Raw genomic sequence first — 18,063 nt, forward strand, 5'->3', positions numbered from 1 at the left:
ATACAAAGGTCCACCGGATTTAATGCGTTTTCAATATCGTTATTTCGTTATGCAATAGAAATAATGAATGAACCATCCACGACGTCTCAGCGCGCAAACGCGACAGTTTCCCCCGTCCTGGCGAGCTTTTCGGCCTCTTTCAGCAGCGCCTCGGTGACTGGGGTGTGCGGTTCACGGAAGGGCGCGACCAGCCCGACAGCGTGATCGGCGCGCTGCCGGTCGAGGGGCAGGATTCGCAAATCCGTGCCCTCGGCGAGGAACCGCGCCATCTCGGCGGGCAGGATCGTCACCCAGTCGCCCTGCCCCACATGGGCCACCAGAACGACAGTGGAATTGCTTTCGACCTGCGCCTCGGGGGTGACGCCGGCCTCCATGAAGTTCTGGTTGATGATGCGCCGGTTCTGCATGTCGGGCGTCAGAAGGCACAAGCGGCACCCGGCAAGGTCCGACCAGCCGACGCTGTCCCGATCAGCCAGCGGGTGATCCGCGCGACAGACCAGCGTGTAGCGCTCGGTATAGATCGGCACGGTGGTGACCCGGCCCAGGGGTTCGTTGTCGAGATAGGACAGCCCCGCGTCGATCTCGAGGTTTTCCAGCATCGACAGGATCTCGGCAGAGGTACGCGACAGGATGGTGAAGCGCAGCTTCGGATGCGCCTCGGCAAATCGCGCCGACAAGGCCGCCGCCCATGTCAGGGCGGTCGGGATCACGGCAAGGCGCACATGCCCGGCAAGCCCGTGCCGCGCGGCGCGCATCTCCTCGCGGAAGGCGCGGGCATCGCCGACCAGTTGACGCGCCCAGACCAAGGCGCGTTGCCCCTCGGGCGTCAGGCCGCCGTAGCGATGGCCGCGAAAGATCAGCTGGACGCCCAGCATCGCTTCCAGCTGCTTGATCCCTGTAGAGAGCGTCGGCTGCGTGATGCCGAGGCTTTCGGCGGCGCGGCCGAAATGCCCCTCCCGGGCGACGGCGATGAACATTTCAAGCTTGTTGATCATGCACCCGACAGTGCAATCGTATCATCGTTTTTCAATCGAAAACTTCGATCAGCCACCGTTCAACGGGTGGAAACAGGCGGCCGCCTGCCCCGCGCCGCCGGTTTCCAGGCGCGGCACCTCCTTGGCGCAGCGCTCGGTGGCGTAGGGACAGCGCGCACGGAACGCGCAACCCGTCGGCGGGTTCAGCGGGTCGGGCAACTCGGTTTCCCTGGCCTCGGGCGCGGTCAGCGGACGCCCCACGACCGGCGCGCTGTCGGCCAGCAGCTTGGTATAGGGATGGCGCGGGGCGCGGAACACGTCTTCGGCCCGGCCCAGTTCCACCAGCGACCCGAAATACAGAACCGCGATACGGTCCGACACGGCCTCGACCACCGCGAGGTCGTGGGAGATGAACAGGTAGGTGAGCCCCAGTTCGGCCTTGAGTTCGGCCAGCAGGTTCAGCACCTGCGCCTGCACCGAGACATCCAGGGCCGAAACCGGCTCATCCAGGATCAGGATGCGCGCCTCGGCGGCCAGCGCCCGTGCGATGCCGATGCGCTGCGCCTGCCCGCCCGAAAACTCGTGCGGATAGCGGTCGAGGAAGTCCTCGCGCAGGCTGACCATGTCGAAGATCTCGGAAATCCGCTTGGCCCGCGCCGCCCGGTCCATCCCGTGCAACAGTTTCAAGGGCGCGTCCATGATCTGACGGATGGTCTTGCGCGGGTTCAGGCTGCTGATCGGGTCTTGAAACACGTACTGGATACGCTTGCCGAAGACCGCCGGGTCGGCATTGTCGAGCGCCGCGCCCTCGATCTCGATCGTGCCGGTCGTGGGCTCCAACAGCCCCACCAGCATCCGCGCCAGCGTGGACTTGCCACATCCGCTTTCGCCCACGATCCCAAGGGTTTCCCCCGGTGCGACCTCCAGCGAGATCGGGTGCACGGCCCGCACGCCCGGCCGTTCGGGGCCGAAAAGCCTGCGCCCCAGCGGAAAGGTCTTGGACAGGTCTTCGAGACGCAGGGCGGCGGTCATTCGGCGGCCTCCTGTTCTGGCACGGGATGCAGGCACCGCACGGCGCGGGCTCCGCTTGGCTCCAGGGCGATGTCGCCCTTGCGGCAATCCGGCTGCACGCGGGTGCAGCGCTCGGCAAAGGCGCAACCCGGCGGCAGGTCGTTCACGGCAGGCGGCAGGCCCGGGATCGCCTCCAACCGCCGTCGCCCGCCGCCCAGTTCGGGTACGCAGGCCATCAGGCGCGCGGTATAAGGGTGGCGTGGCGTGTCGAGAATGTCGCGCGTCGGCCCCTCCTCGACGATGCGGCCGGCATACATGACGGCGACCCGGTCGCAGAGTTGCCCGACCACGCCGAAATCATGGGTAATGAAGACGATGGCCAGCCCCCGTTCACGCCGCAGATCGTCCAGCAGCGACAGGATCTGCGCCTGCACGGTCACGTCCAGCGCGGTGGTGGGTTCATCGGCAATGATGACCTCGGGGTCATTGGCCAGCGCCATGGCAATGCCGACCCGCTGGCGCATGCCCCCGGACAACTCGTGCGGGTAGTTGTCGATCCGGCTGGCGGCGTTGGGGATGCGCACCGCCTCCAGCAACTCGATGGCCTTGGCGCGCCCCTCGGCCCCGCTGATGGCGCGATGCGCGGAAATCGCCTCGATCAACTGGTCGCCGATCCGGTAAAGCGGGTGCAGCGTGGCCAGCGGATCCTGAAAGATATAGGCGACCTTGCGGCCCCGGAGCGTGCGCAAGCGGCGGTAGGGTGCGCCGATCAGGTCCTCCCCCTCCAGATGCACGGACCCTCCGGTAACGATCCCGGGGGGCGAGGCGACAAGCCCCATCACCGACAGCGCCGTGACCGACTTGCCCGACCCGCTTTCGCCGATGATGCCAAGGCATTCGCCGGGCCGCACGCCAAGGGTCACGCCGCCCACTGCGCGATAGACGCGGTCCTTGACGCGAAACTGCGTCTCCAGGTCGGTCAGCGTCAGGATGCCCTCGCGCTTCGGCTCGACCGGCTTGCGGTCGCGGGCCACCAGCGTGGCCGGCAGCGGGCGGTTCAGCGCGCCGGATTTCAGGCGCGGGTCCAGCGCGTCGCGCACGCCGTCCCCCAACAGGTTGATCGCCATCACGATGACAAGGATCATCATCCCCGGCACGATGGAGGTATGCGGGTTGGTGATCAGCGCCGAGCGCGCCTCGCCCAGCATGGAGCCGAGATCAGCCTGCGGCGGTTGCGAGCCCAGGCCGAGAAAGCTCAGGCCCGCGGTTTCAAGGATCATCCAGCCAACGGTCGTGGACATGGCGATCACGATGACCGGAATGACGTTGGGCAGGATCTCGGTCAGGATGATGCGCGCGTCCGACATGCCCGACAGCCGCGCGGCATCGACGAATTCCTTGTTCGCAATCCCCACGGTGATGCCTCGGATGTTGCGCGCGAAGAACGGGATGTTGACGGCGGCCACCGCGATCAGCGCGTTCAGCAAGCCCGGCCCAAGGGCCGCGACGATGGCCAAGGCGAGTAGGATGTAGGGAAACGCCATCAGCATGTCGACGCCACGCATGATGATGTTGTCGGTGCGCCCGCCGTAATAGCCCGCGATGATGCCGATGGCCGCCCCGATCGTGGCCGCGATCAGCGCCGCGGCAAAGCCCACGGCGAGCGACAGGCGCGTGCCCCACATCAACCGGCTGAGCAGGTCGCGCCCGAGGTGGTCGGTGCCCAGCAAAGCCCCTTCGGAAAAGGGCGGCACGAAGCGGTTGGAGGTGTTCGTGACATCCGGATCGGGCAGCGGCAGGAGCGGCGTGATCAGGGCGAAAAACACCACCAGCGCCATGACGATCAGCCCGGCCAGCGCAAGACGGTTGCGCGCAAGCAGCCCCAGAAACGCCCTCATGTCTTGATCCTCGGGTCGAGCAGGCTTTGGGCGACATCGACGACGATGTTGAAGAACACGTAGCAGGCCGCGACGATGACCACGCCGCCCTGCACCAGCAGGATGTCACGCCGCAGGATCGCGTCGACCAGCATTCGCCCGATGCCGGGCCATTGGAAAACGACCTCGATATAGACCGCGCCGGACAGGACGAAACCTGCCTGGATGCCGAGAACCGGGATGATCGAGACCATGGCCGCGCGCAGCGCATGGCGCCAGATAACCCCGCGCTCCGGAACGCCTTTTGCCCGTGCCGTGCGGATAAAATCCTGCCGCAGGACCTCCAGCATGGCGGACCGTGAGAGGCGCGCGATGACGCCGGTGGCGACGACCGACAGGGCGAAAGCGGGCATGACGAGGTGATCCAGAAGCGCCCAGATATCGCGGTCGCCATAGATGGGCCACATGCCCGAGGCGGGGAACCAGCGCAGGTTCACCGCGAAAGTCAGGATCATCATCATTCCCAGAAAAAACGAAGGAATAGAAATACCTAGCAGGACGACGAAGGTGATGGCCTTGTCCGCCGCGCCGTATTGATTGGCCGCCGAGACCACGCCCGCCATGATCCCGAGTACCGAGCAGAAGACGAAGCTGGTGCCGGCCAGAACCAGCGTGGCGTTGAAGCGTTCCAGCACCTCGTCCAGCACGGGGCGGTTCAGCGCGAAGGAGCGCCCGAAATCGCCCTGCAGCATGTTGCCCAGCCAGATGAAATACTGCTGCACCAAGGGCTTATCGAGGCCCAGATCCTCGTTCAGGGCGGCGACGTTTTCGGGCGTCGCATAGCTGCCGAGGATCGCCGTGGCCGGGTCGCCGGGGATCATCGCCATGATCGCGAAGACGATCACCGAGATGCCCAGAAGGACCGGAATGGCCGAGAGCAGGCGGCGGAGAATGTAGCGGGTCATCGGGCCCTTTCCGGCGAAAAACGCGAGTCACAGGGCGTACACACCCCGTACACAGCCTGTGCATACAGGCATGCAGAAATTCTCGAGAATTTCTGGACGGAATTCTCGAGAATTCCGGGTCGGCCCCGGCGCGACCCTGTCGCGCCGGGGCCAAGGGATCAGTTCTTCACCACGTCGTCGAGCAGCAGGAAGAAGGACGGCTCGAGCGCGAAGCCATCGACCCGGTCGCTGGTGACCGCGTTCTGCACCCAGTTGGCGACGAAGACCCACGGGGCGTCTTCCTGCACGATCACCTGCATCTCGCGGTAAAGCTCGGCGCGGCGCGCCTGATCGGTGGCCGTGCGGGCCTCTTCCAGGAGCGCGTCGACCTCGGGGTTGGAGTAGTAGCCCGAGTTGAAGCCGCCGTTTTCGGGCCAGGCCTCGGTGCGCAGGGCGAGATAGGGCAGCGTGTCGGGATCGTTGGTCATCCACGCCATCTCGGCCATGTCGGCCTCGCCCTCCAGACCCGGGTTCACGCGGCCGAGGAAGGTGTTCCACTCGTAGGTCTCAATGGTCACGTCAAAGCCCACGGCCTCCAGATCGGCCTGGATCGCGGTGCCCATAGCGACCGGATCGAGCATGCCAGAGCCGCCCTCGGTCACGTAGAAGGTGATCTCGGGGTTCTCGACGCCCGCCTCGGCCAGCAATGCGCGGGCGCGGTCGGGATCGTAGGGATAGGGCTCCAACTCTTCGTTATAGGCCCAGGCGAAGGCGGGCGGGGTCGGGCCTGCGGCCACGGCGGCGGTGCCTTCAAGAACCTCGTCCACCAATGCGGTCTTGTTGATCGCGTAGTTGGCCGCCTGCCGCACGAGTTGGTCGGTGAACGGGCCTTCGCGCATGTTGAGGATCAGGAACCAGACATGGGGGCCGGCCTGTTCGACGATGTTGAAGGCGTCGCCCTCGAACTCGGACAGGGCCACCGGGGGCACCTCGACCATCATGTCGATGCCGCCCGACAGCATTTCGGCCACACGGGTGTTGGCGTCGGTGATGGGGCGGAAGACCACGGCCTGAAGCGCGGGCGCGCCGTCCCAGTAATCGGGGTTCGCCTCGACCACCACGGCTTCGTTCGAGCGCCATTCGGCGAAGGTGAAGGCCCCGGTGCCGACCGGGTTGCGCCCGAACTCGGCCCCATGCTCCATCACCGCCGCGGGCGAGACGATCAGGCCGGTCGGATAGGCGAGGTTCGACAGGAAGGGCGCGTAGGGCGCGTTCAGCGTGAAGCGCACGGTCATGTCATCCACGGCCTCCACGCTTTCGACCGCCGAGAAGAAGAAGCTCAGCGGGAAGGGGCCGGTGTCGTGATAGGGGTGATCCTCGTTCAGCATCCGCTCGAAATTGAAGACCACGGCCTCGGCGTTGAAGGGCGTGCCGTCGTGAAACTCGACGCCGTCGCGCAGGCTGAAGGTGTAGACGGTGCCGTCCTCGGAAATCTCCCAGTCGGTGGCCAGTGCCGGTTCGACCTCGAGCGTGCCGGAGGCATAGCGCACAAGCCCGTCATAGACGTTCATCAGGATGCGGAAATCATTGACCGCCGTGACCGCGTGCGGGTCGAGCGCCTGCGGCTCGGCCACCTGTCCCACGACCAGGACACCGGGCGGCGTCTGCGCAGACACGGGCGAGAGCGCGGCGAGGGAAAGCGCAACGGCGGCCCCACCCGCGAGGACCGCGCGGCGGGTCCAGTTCAACAAAGCCATTTTCTTCACCTCTCCTGTCGAAACATTCTCGTATTGATCATGATAAATTGAATGACGCCAAATTATCATGATAAATGCAAGGCTCATGGCAGCGGAGGCAGGCGCGTGACGATTTCGATCCTCGCATATGATGAAAAAACAGGCCTGATGGGCGGCGCGGCGGCCACAGGCAGCCTGTGCGTCGGCGGTTGGGTCCTGCGCGGCGACGCCGAATCGGGCATGTCGGCCAGCCAGGGCACCGCGCCTTCGACGCTGTGGGGCGACGGGGTGTTGCGCCTGATGCGGGACGGCGCCTCGGCCTCGGATGCGGTGGAGCGGATGGTTGCGCCAGACACGGGCCGCGCGCATCGGCAATTGGCGGCGCTGGACCCCAGGGGCGGGACCGGCGCGCATACCGGCGGCGAGAGCGTTGCCTATGCAGATGCGACGGAAGCGCCGGGCGTCGTGGTCGCGGGCAACATGCTGACCGGGCCGGAGGTGATCGAGACCGCCCTGGCGCGCTATCTCGGGGCGGCGGACCGCCCCTTTGCCGAGCGCCTGCTGGTGGCGCTGGATGGCGCGGCGCAGGCGGGCGGCGATGCGCGCGGGCTGAAATCGGCGGCGCTGCTGGTCGTGTCGCGCCGTGCGGCGCCCCTGACGCTGCGCATCGATCATTCCGACCGGCCGCTGGCCGCGCTTGGCGATCTGTATCGCGTGGCCCATGCCGACCCGTATTTTGGCTGGACCAAAGTGGTGCCGGTGCTGGACGACCCCTACCGCGCGCCGCCTTCCGAGGCGGTGCCAGAGGTGCCCGAGCCGATCGTCGAGGCCTCACCGGCCGTGAAACGCTGACCCCTGCCCTATTCCGCGATGAACCGGCGCAATACCTGCGCCTCCTGCCGCTGCATCAGCGCCTCGGCGGTTTCCATATGGGCGCGCATGATGGCACGGGCATCCTCGGCCCGTCCGTCGCGCAGGGCGGCGATCAGGTCGGTCTGGTAGGCGAGGCCCTTTTCGTACAGTTCGGGGTTGGGCGGGTCGTAGAGCTGCCGGTAAACGGTCAGGTCGGTCAGGATCCGGCCCATGAAGCTGACCACGAAGGCCAACAGCGGGTTGGTCGAGAAATTGGCCAGCCGCCGGTGAAAGGCGAGCGAGGCGACATGCTGGTCGCGTTCTTCCTCGGCGGTCTTGGCGGGCTCGGGGTATTGCGCGACCACGGCCTCGAGCGCGGCGAGTTGGTCGTCGGTCAGCTTACCGGCGAGCGAGGCGGCCAGTTCAGGCTCCAGCACGCGGCGCAATTGGTAGATATCCGCGACCGATAATTCGTTGAAATAGAAGTAGTTGGCAAGCAGAGCCTTGGCGCGGTCGGCGGTGACCTCGCCGATGAAACTGCCGCCGCCGGGGCCGGTGCGGGTTTCGATCAACCCCTGGGCTTCGAGGATGCGCATCGCCTCGCGGATGGTGCCCTTGGCCATGCCGAAGCGTTCCATCAACTCGGCCTCCGACGGCAGACGATCGCCCTTTTGCAGGTTGCGCTCGACCACCCAGTCCTTGATCGCGTCGGCCACGCGCACGGGGCGCGAGCGGCGGGGTTTTTCGGCGGAGGCGGCGGTCATGGCTGTCGTCGGTCACCTGGGGATCGGGTGATTTATCATGATGAATGGCGCGCGGCCTTGCAATGAAAAGGGGCCGCGCATGACGCGCGGCCCCGGTCCCCTGTTCGCAATGGGGATCTTCTCAGCGGATCACTTCACGTCGAAGCGGTCGGCATCCATGACCTTGGTCCAGGCGGCGACGAAGTCCTTCACGAACTTCTCCTGTGCGTCGTCCTGGGCATAGACCTCGGCATAGGCCCGCAGGATCGAGTTGGAGCCGAACACCAGGTCGACACGGGTGGCCGTCCACTTCACGTCGCCCGACTTGCGGTCGACGATCTCGTAGAGGTTGTTATCCGCCGGCACCCACTTGTAAGCCATGTCGGTCAGGTTGACGAAGAAGTCGGTCGTCAACGCGCCCTCACGGTCGGTGAAGACACCGTGCTTGGTGCCGCCATGGTTGGTGCCAAGCGCCCGCATGCCGCCCATCAGGCAGGTCATCTCATGCGCGGTCAGGCCCAACAGTTGCGCCCGGTCGAGGAGCATTTCCTCGGGGCTGACGACATAGTCGGCCTTCAGCCAGTTGCGGAAACCGTCGGCCAGCGGTTCGAGCGGTTCGAAGCTGTCGGCATCAGTCTGCTCGTCGGTGGCATCGCCACGGCCCGGGGTAAAGGGCACCGCGACGTCGAAGCCGGCCGCCTTGATGGCCTGCTCCAGACCCACGTTACCGGCCAGCACGATCACGTCCGCGATGGACGCGCCGGTTTCCGCCGCGATCGGCTCCAGCACCGAGAGGACCTTTTGCAGGCGGGCAGGCTCGTTGCCTTCCCAGTCCTTCTGCGGGGCAAGACGGATGCGGGCCCCATTGGCGCCACCGCGCATGTCCGAGCCGCGGAAGGTGCGGGCGCTGTCCCATGCGGTCGAGATCATCTCGGCCACCGACAGACCGGCATCGGCGATCTTGGCCTTCACCGCGTCGACATCGTAGTCGGTGGTGCCGGCCGGGATCGGGTCCATCCAGATCAGGTCTTCTGCCGGAACCTCGGGGCCGAACCAACGGGCCTTGGGGCCCATGTCACGGTGGGTCAGCTTGAACCAGGCGCGGGCGAAGCAATCGCGGAAGTACTCGTGGTCTTCGGCGAACTTCTCGCAGATGGCGCGATAGGCCGGGTCCATCTTCATCGCCATGTCGGCGTCGGTCATGATCGGGTTGTGCCGGATCGAGGGGTCGGACGCGTCAACAGGCTTGTCCTCCTCCTTGATATCGATCGGCTCCCACTGCTGGGCACCGGCGGGCGACTTCCGCAGTTCCCACTCGTAGCCGAAGAGCAGCTTGAGATAGCCGTCATCGAACACGGTCGGGTTGGTCGTCCAGGCGCCCTCGATGCCCGAAGTCACGGCCTTCGACGCCTTGCCACCCATGTTCGGGTTATCCCAGCCAAGGCCCTGCAGCTCGACCGGGGCCGCTTCGGGCTCGGCGCCCAGAACGGAGGCATCGCCATTGCCGTGACACTTGCCGACGGTGTGGCCACCAACGGTCAGCGCCGCGGTTTCCTCGTCGTTCATCGCCATGCGGGCGAAGGTTTCGCGCACCTGCTCGGCCGTTTTCAGCGGATCGGGCTGACCGTTCACGCCTTCGGGGTTCACGTAGATCAGACCCATCTGCACGGCGGCCAGCGGGTTTTCCATGGTCGAGGGCTTTTCGACGTTCTCGTAGCGCTCGTCCGAGGGGGCCAGCCATTCCTTCTCGGCGCCCCAGTAGACGTCTTTTTCCGGGTGCCAGATGTCTTCGCGGCCAAAGGCGAAGCCAAAGGTCTTCAGGCCCATGGACTCGTAGGCCACGTTCCCGGCGAGAATGAGCAGGTCAGCCCAGCTGATCTTGTTGCCGTATTTCTTCTTGATCGGCCACAGCAGGCGACGCGCCTTGTCGAGGCTGGCGTTATCCGGCCACGAGTTCAGGGGGGCGAAGCGCTGGTTGCCGGTGCCTCCGCCGCCACGGCCATCGGCCAGACGGTAGGAGCCCGCGGCGTGCCACGCCATGCGGATCATGAAGCCGCCGTAATGGCCCCAGTCGGCCGGCCACCACTCCTGGCTGTCGGTCATCAGCGCGTGCAGGTCAGCCTTCAGCGCGTCGACGTCGAGCTTTTCCAGCTCCTTGCGGTAGTCGAAATCGAGGCCCAGCGGGTTCGTCTTGGTGTCGTGCTGGTGCAGGATGTCGAGGTTCAGCGCATTCGGCCACCAGTCCATCACGTCCGAATTGTGATGCGTGGCCCCACCATGCATGACCGGGCAACCCCGGGTGCTGTCATTCAATTGGCCTTCGACGGCATTACCATCCATCTTCTTGCTCCCTTCCGTTGGTGAACGGGTCGAGGCGCAGCACCCCGACTTTCTGGAACCGTTCTAGCATGAGTATTCGATTAGTTTTAGTTGGATTTCCTGATTGTCATGATAAGTTCATCTTATGCTTAACCTGACCCTCAAACAGATGCGCTATTTCGAGGCGCTGGCCCGCCACGGCCATTTCGGGCATGCCGCCGATGCCTGTGCAATCTCGCAACCCGCCTTGTCCATGCAGATCAAGGAGATGGAGGAGGTGATGGGCACGCCGCTGTTCGAACGGGGCGCGCGGCAGGTCCGCCTGACGGGATTCGGAGAGGAGGTCGCCTCGCGCATTCGCGACATCCTGCGCGGGGTCGAGGAGTTGAGCGACCTGGCGCGCAGCACGGGAAACCGGCTGGCGGGGCGGCTGCGCATCGGGGTGATTCCCACCATCGCCCCCTATCTTCTGCCGCGCATCATCCCGCACCTGACCGAGGGCAACGGCGCGCTGGATGTCCGCGTGCGCGAGACGGTGACGCCGAAACTGATCGAGGAATTGTCCGAGGGGCGGCTGGATACCGCCATTGTCGCGCTTCCGGTCTCGGAACCCGCCTTGACCGAGGTGGACCTGTTCACGGAGGATTTTGTGCTGGTGCGTCCCGGCTCGGATGCGAACAAACCCGTGCCCAGCCGCGACATGCTGCGCGAGATGCGGCTGCTTCTGCTGGAGGAAGGGCACTGTTTCCGCGACCAGGCGCTGTCGTTCTGCAACATGGCCAGCAGCGCACCGCGTGAATTGCTGGATGGCAGTTCATTGACGACGCTGGTGCAGATGGTCAGCGCCGGGATCGGCGTGACGCTGATCCCGGAAATGGCGGTCGAGGTCGAAACCCGCGCGGCACAGGTCTCGGTCGCGCGGTTCGACGGGCCGCAACCCTCGCGCAAGATCGGGATGATCTGGCGCAAATCCAGCCCGCTGGCCCCGCAATTGACCGAGCTGGCAGGACTGGTGCGGGACGCGGGCGAGGAGATGCGCGCAGCCATGGCGCCCCTGCCCGTCGCCCCCGTGGCGGGCCAGATGCCGGGGGACAGCCCCGCCTAGTGCAGGGTTGCGCCCGACCAATCGACGCCGCGCGCGCCCGACAGGAACCCGTCGGACAGCGAATGGCCCGGCTCGACCTGCTGGATCTCGGCGGTGATTGCCCGTGCGTCGCGCGTGCCGTCGACCAACTCGCGGTACAGGCCGCAGATCTGCGCAAAGCCCGAGGATTGCGGCGACAGGCGCAGCGCGTTCACGCCGGCCTCTTCCAGCGCGGCCACGTGCGGCGCGGCACAGGCGTAGCTGTCCGACAGCGTCTGCACCCCGTTCATGGCGAGGAAGGGCTGGTCATCCATCGTGTGCACGTCCAGCCCGTCGGGATCATCCTCGCAGGCGAATTGGCAATTGTCCTTGGTCCGGCCATGCATCCGCGCGTGGTAGCAGCGCCCCGAGATCGCCAGCGGCACGCGGCCGTGGCCCCAGACCTCGATGGCGACGCCCAGATCCGCCCCGGCCTTGGCCAGCACCGCGATGGAGCTGAGCGGGAGTTCCGGCGGCAGGCAGACGCGGGTCGCGCCCTTTTCGGCCAGCCAGGCCAGCGTGGTCTCGTTATAGACATTGACCAGTGGCCCCACCGTGAAGGGCGCGCCTTCGGGCAGGTAGGCCAGCGCGGTCAGGTCGTTCACCTCGACGAGGGCGCCCGCCTCGGCCAGTTCGGTGGTCAACTTGCGCTCGCGCTTCAGCGTGACGAGGGCGAGGCTGGTCAGCACCACTTCTTTCCCGGCCTGCGCCAAGGTCTCGACAGCCTGCGGGATGCGATCCTGGTAGAAGGGCAGCCGCTTGGAACAGACAAGCTCCCCCAGCACGACGCGATCGACAGGCGCGGCGGCCAGATCGTCATAGAGGGCCGCCCAGCGCTCGGCCTCCCAGAAGAATTGGTTCGGTCCGACGGTCAGTTCCATGCCCTTACCTCCAGGTCTTCTTGTAAGCGCCGGTTGTCGTTGCCTGCCCCTCGGACAGCCGCGCCAGCATGCCGGTCGGCAGCGGACGCCCCGCGTCCAGCGCGTCTACGGCGGCGCGGAAATTGCGCACCACCTCGGCCACGTAAGAGCGCGAGCGTTGCCGCCCCTCGATCTTGAGCGCGGTGACGCCGGCCTTCTGCAACTCGGGTAGCAGCGCCTCGGCGTTCAGGCTGACCGGGTCTTCGAACAGGTGGCCGGTCTTTTCGCCCGCGCTGAAACAGCCCTTGCAGAGCGTGGGATAAGGCGCGCTTTCGCCCTTGCCCACGCGGTGGATCGTGTAGCCGCCCAAACGCGCATCCAGAACGCCGCCGTTGTCCTCGTACTCGACATGGGACGCGGGCGAACACACGCCGTTCATGTTGGGCGAGCGGCCCGTCGCGTAGGAGGACAGCGAGCAGCGCCCCTCGGCCATGACGCAAAGACCGCCGAAGACGAAGACCTCGGTCTCGACCTCGGTCTCCTTGTTGATCGCAGCGATTTCCGGCACCGACAGGACGCGCGGCAGCACCACGCGCTTCACGCCGAATTCCGTGCCGTAGAAATTGATCATGTCGGCATTGGCCGCCGCCGCCTGCACTGACAGGTGACGCCGCAGGCCGGGATGGGTTTTCGCGGTATAGGCCAGAAGCCCCAGATCGGCGAGGATGACGGCATGGGCGCCGCAAGCCTCGGCATCGGCCACGGCGCGGTGCCACATCTCCTCGCCGCCGGCGCGGGGAAAAGTGTTGATCGCGACCAGCACCTTGGCGCCGTGCGATTTGGCAAAGGCGATGCCCTCGCGCATTTCCTCGCGGTTGAAGTTGAGGCCCGGGAAGTTGCGGGCGTTGGTTTCATCGTTGAAGCCGCAATAGACGGTATGCGCGCCGGCCTTCACGGCGGCGCGCAGCGCGGCGGGGGTGCCTGCGGGGCAGACGATTTCCATTACCATAGATCGACCTCCTCGGGTCGCGAGAGGCTGACGCCGGTGCGCCGTTCGGCGATGGCCATCAGCTGTTTGATGGGAGCGGCGAAGGGCCCGGTGAGCCGGGCGATTTCCTCGGACAGGTCCAGTTCGGCATCATCGACGGCGTTGCGCAGCGCCAAGGCGGCCGAGGTGTCGCCCTCGATCACGAGATCGCGCGAGAAGAACAGCGCGTCGCCGTCATAGGCCCCGTGAACCAGCCCGAGCAGCGCGGCCAGCGGCCCGGCGATGCGCGCCTCGCCCTGCCCGGCCCCGCGCACCACGCGGACCGAGGGGCGGCCCTTGTTGGGCTGCAACTCGATCACGATGGGCAGGTCGGTCGGGTCCAGCACGAAGGGCGTGCTGTCATACTCGCCCAGGCGCTTGAACAGGCCCGGATGGCTTTGCGCGATGCGCCGCGCATAGACCGTCAGCGACAGCGACATGGGCAGAAGCGGCGCAACCCGCAGGCCCAGCGCGAGCGGCTGCGGGAAACGGGGGATCGGGGCATCGGATGGAGGCACGCGTTTTCCTCTTCGCGAAGACAACAAGGGGGCTCACGCGGCTTTCCTATGCCGGAACCTGTCAACCTGAATTGACATCCATCAAATCGGGGCAGGTTTTTTGCTGCTAGGCGGAGAGCCACGCATTCGATCGAAGGCCCCTCCGTTGCGAAACCTGCCCCCCTTTCCGACCCTGCGCAGCTTCCTTGACTGGTGCGCAGCCACCGACCAGTTGGCCCGCATCGCGGAGCCTGTGCCGATCCGCCATCGCATGACCGCCGTGCACCGCCGTGTCTTGGAGGATTGCGGCCCGGTCCTGCGCTTCGATGCGCCGGTGGACGGGGCGACGCGCCTCGACATGCCGGTCGTCACCAACCTGTTCGGCACGACGGACCGCGTGGCGGCGGGCCTTGGCATGGGGCTGGACGGGATCGACGGGCTTGGCGAGTTTCTCGCCGCCCTGCGCGCGCCCACTCCGCCCGAAGGGATCAGTGACGCGCTGTCGCGCTGGCCGATGCTGAAAGCGGCGCTCTCGACCCGGCCCAAGACGGTGAAAAGCGCGCCGGTGCAGGACGAGGTGGTCGAGGGCGCGGACGTGGACCTCTCGCGCATCCCGGTGCAGACCCATTGGCCGGGCGATGCCGGGCCGCTGATCACATGGCCCATCGTCGTCACGCGCCCGCAAGACAGCGCGCCGGGCGATCTGAACCGCTATAACGCCGGCATCTACCGGGTGCAGGTGATCGGGAAAAATCGCGTCATCATGCGGTGGCTGCAACATCGCGGCGGGGCCGCCCATCACCGGACATGGGGGCGGGCGGGCGAAAAGACGCCGGTGGCCCTCGTCTTGGGGTCTGATCCCGCCAGCCTGCTGTCCGCCGCCCTGCCCCTGCCCGAGACCGTGTCGGAGCTGACCTTCGCGGGCGCCCTGAACGGATCTCGCCCGCGCTTCGTGCCCGCCAAGACGGTGCCGCTGATGGTGCCCGCCGAGGCCGAGATCGTGCTGGAAGGCTGGGTGTCGCAGACCGAGACCGCGCCCGAGGGGCCGTTCGGCGATCATACCGGCTACTACAACAAGGCCGAGCCCTTCCCGGTGGTTGAGATCACCGCCATCACCCACCGGCGCGATCCGCTTTACCTGTCCACCTACACGGGCCGCCCGCCGGATGAGCCCGCCATCATCGGCGAGGTGTTCAACCGCCTCGCACTGCCCACGATGCGCGCCCAGATCCCCGAGATCCGCGACCTCTGGCTGCCGCCCGCCGCGTGCTCCTACCGCATCGCGGTTGTGTCCATCGACAAGCGCTACCCCGGGCAAGCCCGGCGCGTGATGATGGGGCTGTGGGGGATGCTGCCGCAGTTCAGCTACACCAAGATGGTGATCGTGGTGGATGACGATATCGACCCGAAGAACTGGGACGATGTCGCATGGGCGCTGGCGACCCGGATGGACCCGGGCCGCGATTTGATGCTGCTGGAAAACTCGCCCATGGATTACCTCGACTTCGCCTCGCCGCAGCCGGGGCTGGCGGGCAAGATGGGGATCGACGCCACCACCAAGATCGAGGCCGAGACGACGCGCGACTGGGGGACGGTGATGAAAACCGCGCCCGAGGATGCCGCTTTCGCCGAGGACCTGGTCACGCGCCTGCGGCTGCGGGGGGCGGCATGACCCCGGCGCGCATCATCCTGGGCGTTGCCGGCGCGTCGGGCGCCGTTCTGGCGCTGGAGGCCGCGCGGCACCTGCGCAGCATCGGGGCCGAGATCGACCTCGTGGCCAGCACCGCCGCCGAACGCACCCTGACCGAGGAGATCGGGCCCGACGCGTTCGGAGAGTTGCGCGCCATGGCCACCCGCTGCCACGCAATCGGCAATATCGGGGCGGATATCGCCTCGGGCTCGGTCCCCGTCTCGGGCATGATCGTGGCGCCCTGCTCCATGCGGTCGCTGGCGGCCATCGCCCATGGGCTGGACGACAACCTGCTGACCCGCGCGGCAAGCGTGCAACTGAAGGAACGGCGTCGGCTGGTCCTGCTGGCGCGGGAAGCCCCGCTGACGCTGGCCCACCTGCGCAACATGACCTCGGTGACCGAGATGGGGGCCATCGTGCTGCCGCCCGTCCCGCCCTTCTACCTGCCCCATGCCACCGTGTCCGAGATCGCCCGCCAGATCGCGGGGCGCGCGGTGGACCTGCTGGCCGTCGCGCCACCGGTCGCGAAGGCCTGGGCCGGGTCGGACTAAGCGTTCAGTTCCCCTGCTGGCGCATCATGCGGTCATGCACCGCCGCCATGCCGCGATCCACCATGTCGGTCACTTCGACCGCATGGATGTGCAGGGCCGCCACCATCTCGGGGTCGGTGCTGGTCTGGGTGACGACGATCCCGGCTTCGGTGATCTCGATCTCCGTTTCGATCACCTCGGGGCGCGCGAAGAAGATGTCCAGCGTCGGTGACTGGATGAAGACCTGAGGGTCGCGCCCCTCGTCGACACGGGCGATCATGCCGACCACGTGGCGCACAAGCACGTCCATCACCTCCGGGTCCGCGGCGCGTGTCACGGTGCGGATGCCGTTGGGCAGCGTTTCGACCTCGCGGCTGAGGCTCTGGAAGTTGCGGAAAAGGACGGCCATCTCGGCGCTTTCCTCGGGCGTGGCATCAAGGCCACGCAGGCCGGGCATCGTGACCTCGTCATGGGCCATCATGCCGCCCGCGCCATGCCGGTGCATTCCGCCGCCATGCCCCATCTGCGCCGCTGCCATGCCCGTGCCGCTCAGGACCACCAGGGCCACGGCCAATAGCTGTCTTCCCATGCGCTTCACCCTTTGCCACGTTCCCGTCCCGGGTCAGGAAACCCCGTCCCCCCTGCGCAGGTCAATCAAGGACTATCCCCCAAACGGGAACGTGATGGCCCTTTCGTCGTTTCACACATGGAGGAACCCGTTTACCCCTTTCGAGACGACCCGCCAGAGGAGGCCGCCATGCCAGATCCCAAACGCCCCATCCGCCGCATCGCCTGCGTGGGCGAGGTGATGATCGAGTTGATCGCGCGCGCGGATGGCACGGCCCGGATCGGTGTCGCGGGCGACACCTACAACACGGCGGTCTACCTGGTGCGGGCGCTGCGCGGCAGCGGCGTTCATGTGAGCTACGTGACCGCCTTGGGCGATGATCCCTATTCCGACCGGATCATGGACGCGCTGCGCGGACAAGGCGTGGAAAGCGACCTTGTCGAACGGCGGGTTGGCATGATGCCGGGGCTCTATGCCATCGACACGGATGCCAGGGGCGAGCGCAGTTTCAGCTATTGGCGCTCCACCTCGGCGGCGCGGAGCCTGTTCGAGGAGCCGTGCGAGATTGGCCCTTCCGCACTGGACGGGTTCGACTTGGTCTACCTGAGCGGCATCACGCTGGCCATTCTGCCCGAACACACCCGCGCGCGCCTGTTCGACTGGGCCGAGCAGTTCACCCGCTTGGGCGGCACCTTGGCCTATGACAGCAACTACCGCCCCCGCCTGTGGGACAGCCCCGAGGCCGCTGTAGCGGCCAACACCCGGATGTGGCAGCTTGCCGATATCGCCCTGCCCTCGCTCGACGACGAAGAACGTCTCTCCGGCCTTGATGGCAGCGCCGCCGTTCTGGCGCATCTGCACACCCTGGGCGCGACGCGCGGGGCGTTGAAACGCGGCGACCAGGGGCCGATCGACCTTGCCACCGGCCAGACGCTACCGGCTGGCAGCCCGGTCGAGGTGGTCGATTCCACCGCCGCCGGCGACAGTTTCAACGCGGCCTATCTCGCCGCGCTTGCCCGCGGGCAGGACGAGGTCAGCGCCATGGCCGCCGGGCATGAGCTTGCAGCCGAGGTCATCAGGCATCCCGGTGCCATCATGGCGGGCTGAGCCCCCATTACTCACGGTTTGGTGCAGGACTGTGTACGCCGTCCATTTCATGGGCAAGCATGCGCGGAACGGCGGGCCTTGGGCGCGTGCCCACTTGCGCGCGATCCATTTTCCGACTAATTCGATCAACTAATGCCGCGCGCATTGGCCAGCCCTGCCCCCTTGCAGAGCCAGCGATCCCCGACACCCTTCGCCGAGAGATCGC

16 protein-coding genes are annotated in these 18,063 nt (G+C 66.6%); 5 read left to right on the forward strand and 11 right to left on the reverse strand.

Translation table 11 applies throughout. The features are described from left to right. Nucleotides 1-86 precede the first annotated feature (86 nt). The 5 genes from KUV65_RS04545 to KUV65_RS04565 all read right to left on the reverse strand — a co-directional run bounded on the left by KUV65_RS04545 (nt 87) and on the right by KUV65_RS04565 (nt 6,563). Nucleotides 87-995 carry a LysR family transcriptional regulator gene (locus tag KUV65_RS04545; RefSeq protein WP_222187952.1) on the reverse strand — a complete coding sequence of 303 codons (909 nt, stop codon included), beginning with the start codon at nt 993-995 and terminating at the stop codon, nt 87-89. Between the two features lie 48 nt (nt 996-1,043). After that, complete coding sequence (locus tag KUV65_RS04550) at nt 1,044-2,006, reverse strand: ABC transporter ATP-binding protein (protein WP_222187954.1); 963 nt, start codon at nt 2,004-2,006, stop codon at nt 1,044-1,046. Next, the gene (locus tag KUV65_RS04555; protein ID WP_222187955.1) at nt 2,003-3,883 is read right to left on the reverse strand and encodes a dipeptide/oligopeptide/nickel ABC transporter permease/ATP-binding protein; all 1,881 of its coding nucleotides are present in this window, start codon (nt 3,881-3,883) and stop codon (nt 2,003-2,005) included. Before KUV65_RS04555 ends, KUV65_RS04550 begins: the two co-directional genes overlap by 4 nt. Continuing rightward, nucleotides 3,880-4,827, reverse strand: a complete 948-nt coding sequence (locus KUV65_RS04560; RefSeq protein ID WP_222187956.1) for an ABC transporter permease — start codon at nt 4,825-4,827, stop codon at nt 3,880-3,882. The genes KUV65_RS04555 and KUV65_RS04560 overlap by 4 nt, the downstream gene beginning before the upstream one ends. Nucleotides 4,828-4,985: 158 nt before the next feature. Then, nucleotides 4,986-6,563 (reverse strand): ABC transporter substrate-binding protein, encoded by a 1,578-nt coding sequence (locus tag KUV65_RS04565; RefSeq protein ID WP_222187957.1) that lies wholly within the window; start codon nt 6,561-6,563, stop codon nt 4,986-4,988. A gap of 105 nt (nt 6,564-6,668) precedes the next feature. Here KUV65_RS04565 and KUV65_RS04570 point away from each other — a divergent pair, with 105 nt between their 5' ends. Beyond that, entirely contained in the window at nt 6,669-7,394 is a 726-nt protein-coding gene (locus KUV65_RS04570) for a DUF1028 domain-containing protein (protein WP_222187958.1), read from the forward strand. 8 nt (nt 7,395-7,402) lie between these two features. Here KUV65_RS04570 and KUV65_RS04575 read toward each other — a convergent pair whose 3' ends face one another. Further along, nucleotides 7,403-8,158 carry a FadR/GntR family transcriptional regulator gene (locus tag KUV65_RS04575; RefSeq protein ID WP_222187964.1) on the reverse strand — a complete coding sequence of 252 codons (756 nt, stop codon included), beginning with the start codon at nt 8,156-8,158 and terminating at the stop codon, nt 7,403-7,405. Nucleotides 8,159-8,287: 129 nt separating this feature from the next. Continuing rightward, on the reverse strand, nt 8,288-10,477 hold the full coding sequence (katG, locus tag KUV65_RS04580) for a catalase/peroxidase HPI (RefSeq protein WP_222187966.1): 2,190 nt from the start codon (nt 10,475-10,477) through the stop codon (nt 8,288-8,290). 124 nt (nt 10,478-10,601) lie between these two features. On the opposite strand from katG, the gene KUV65_RS04585 reads away from it, so the two are divergent. Further along, nucleotides 10,602-11,561, forward strand: a complete 960-nt coding sequence (locus KUV65_RS04585) for a hydrogen peroxide-inducible genes activator (RefSeq protein ID WP_222187968.1) — start codon at nt 10,602-10,604, stop codon at nt 11,559-11,561. Here KUV65_RS04585 and ubiV read toward each other — a convergent pair. Genes ubiV through ubiT form a run of 3 tightly spaced genes read right to left on the reverse strand, consistent with a single transcriptional unit; the run spans nt 11,558 to nt 13,984 of the window. Beyond that, complete coding sequence (ubiV, locus tag KUV65_RS04590) at nt 11,558-12,460, reverse strand: ubiquinone anaerobic biosynthesis protein UbiV (protein WP_222187970.1); 903 nt, start codon at nt 12,458-12,460, stop codon at nt 11,558-11,560. The genes KUV65_RS04585 and ubiV overlap by 4 nt on opposite strands. Nucleotides 12,461-12,464: 4 nt before the next feature. Continuing rightward, complete coding sequence (ubiU, locus tag KUV65_RS04595) at nt 12,465-13,442, reverse strand: ubiquinone anaerobic biosynthesis protein UbiU (RefSeq protein ID WP_222189605.1); 978 nt, start codon at nt 13,440-13,442, stop codon at nt 12,465-12,467. Then, entirely contained in the window at nt 13,442-13,984 is a 543-nt protein-coding gene (gene ubiT, locus KUV65_RS04600) for a ubiquinone anaerobic biosynthesis accessory factor UbiT (RefSeq protein WP_308124517.1), read from the reverse strand. Before ubiT ends, ubiU begins: the two co-directional genes overlap by 1 nt. A 145-nt stretch (nt 13,985-14,129) precedes the next feature. On the opposite strand from ubiT, the gene KUV65_RS04605 reads away from it, so the two are divergent. Both KUV65_RS04605 and KUV65_RS04610 read left to right on the forward strand, forming a co-directional pair. Continuing rightward, a complete protein-coding gene (locus KUV65_RS04605) occupies nt 14,130-15,635 on the forward strand; it encodes a UbiD family decarboxylase (RefSeq protein WP_222187972.1) in 1,506 nt (501 codons plus the stop codon). Continuing rightward, nucleotides 15,632-16,204 (forward strand): UbiX family flavin prenyltransferase, encoded by a 573-nt coding sequence (locus KUV65_RS04610; RefSeq protein WP_222187974.1) that lies wholly within the window; start codon nt 15,632-15,634, stop codon nt 16,202-16,204. The genes KUV65_RS04605 and KUV65_RS04610 overlap by 4 nt, the downstream gene beginning before the upstream one ends. Nucleotides 16,205-16,208: 4 nt before the next feature. Here KUV65_RS04610 and KUV65_RS04615 read toward each other — a convergent pair whose 3' ends face one another. Continuing rightward, nucleotides 16,209-16,772 (reverse strand): hypothetical protein, encoded by a 564-nt coding sequence (locus KUV65_RS04615; protein WP_222187977.1) that lies wholly within the window; start codon nt 16,770-16,772, stop codon nt 16,209-16,211. 168 nt (nt 16,773-16,940) lie between these two features. Here KUV65_RS04615 and KUV65_RS04620 point away from each other — a divergent pair, with 168 nt between their 5' ends. Further along, nucleotides 16,941-17,858 (forward strand): sugar kinase, encoded by a 918-nt coding sequence (locus tag KUV65_RS04620; RefSeq protein WP_222187979.1) that lies wholly within the window; start codon nt 16,941-16,943, stop codon nt 17,856-17,858. Nucleotides 17,859-18,063 lie beyond the last annotated feature (205 nt).

Origin of the sequence: Maritalea mobilis, from assembly GCF_019800885.1 — a bacterium.
Classification (GTDB): domain Bacteria; phylum Pseudomonadota; class Alphaproteobacteria; order Rhodobacterales; family Rhodobacteraceae; genus Roseibacterium; species Roseibacterium beibuensis.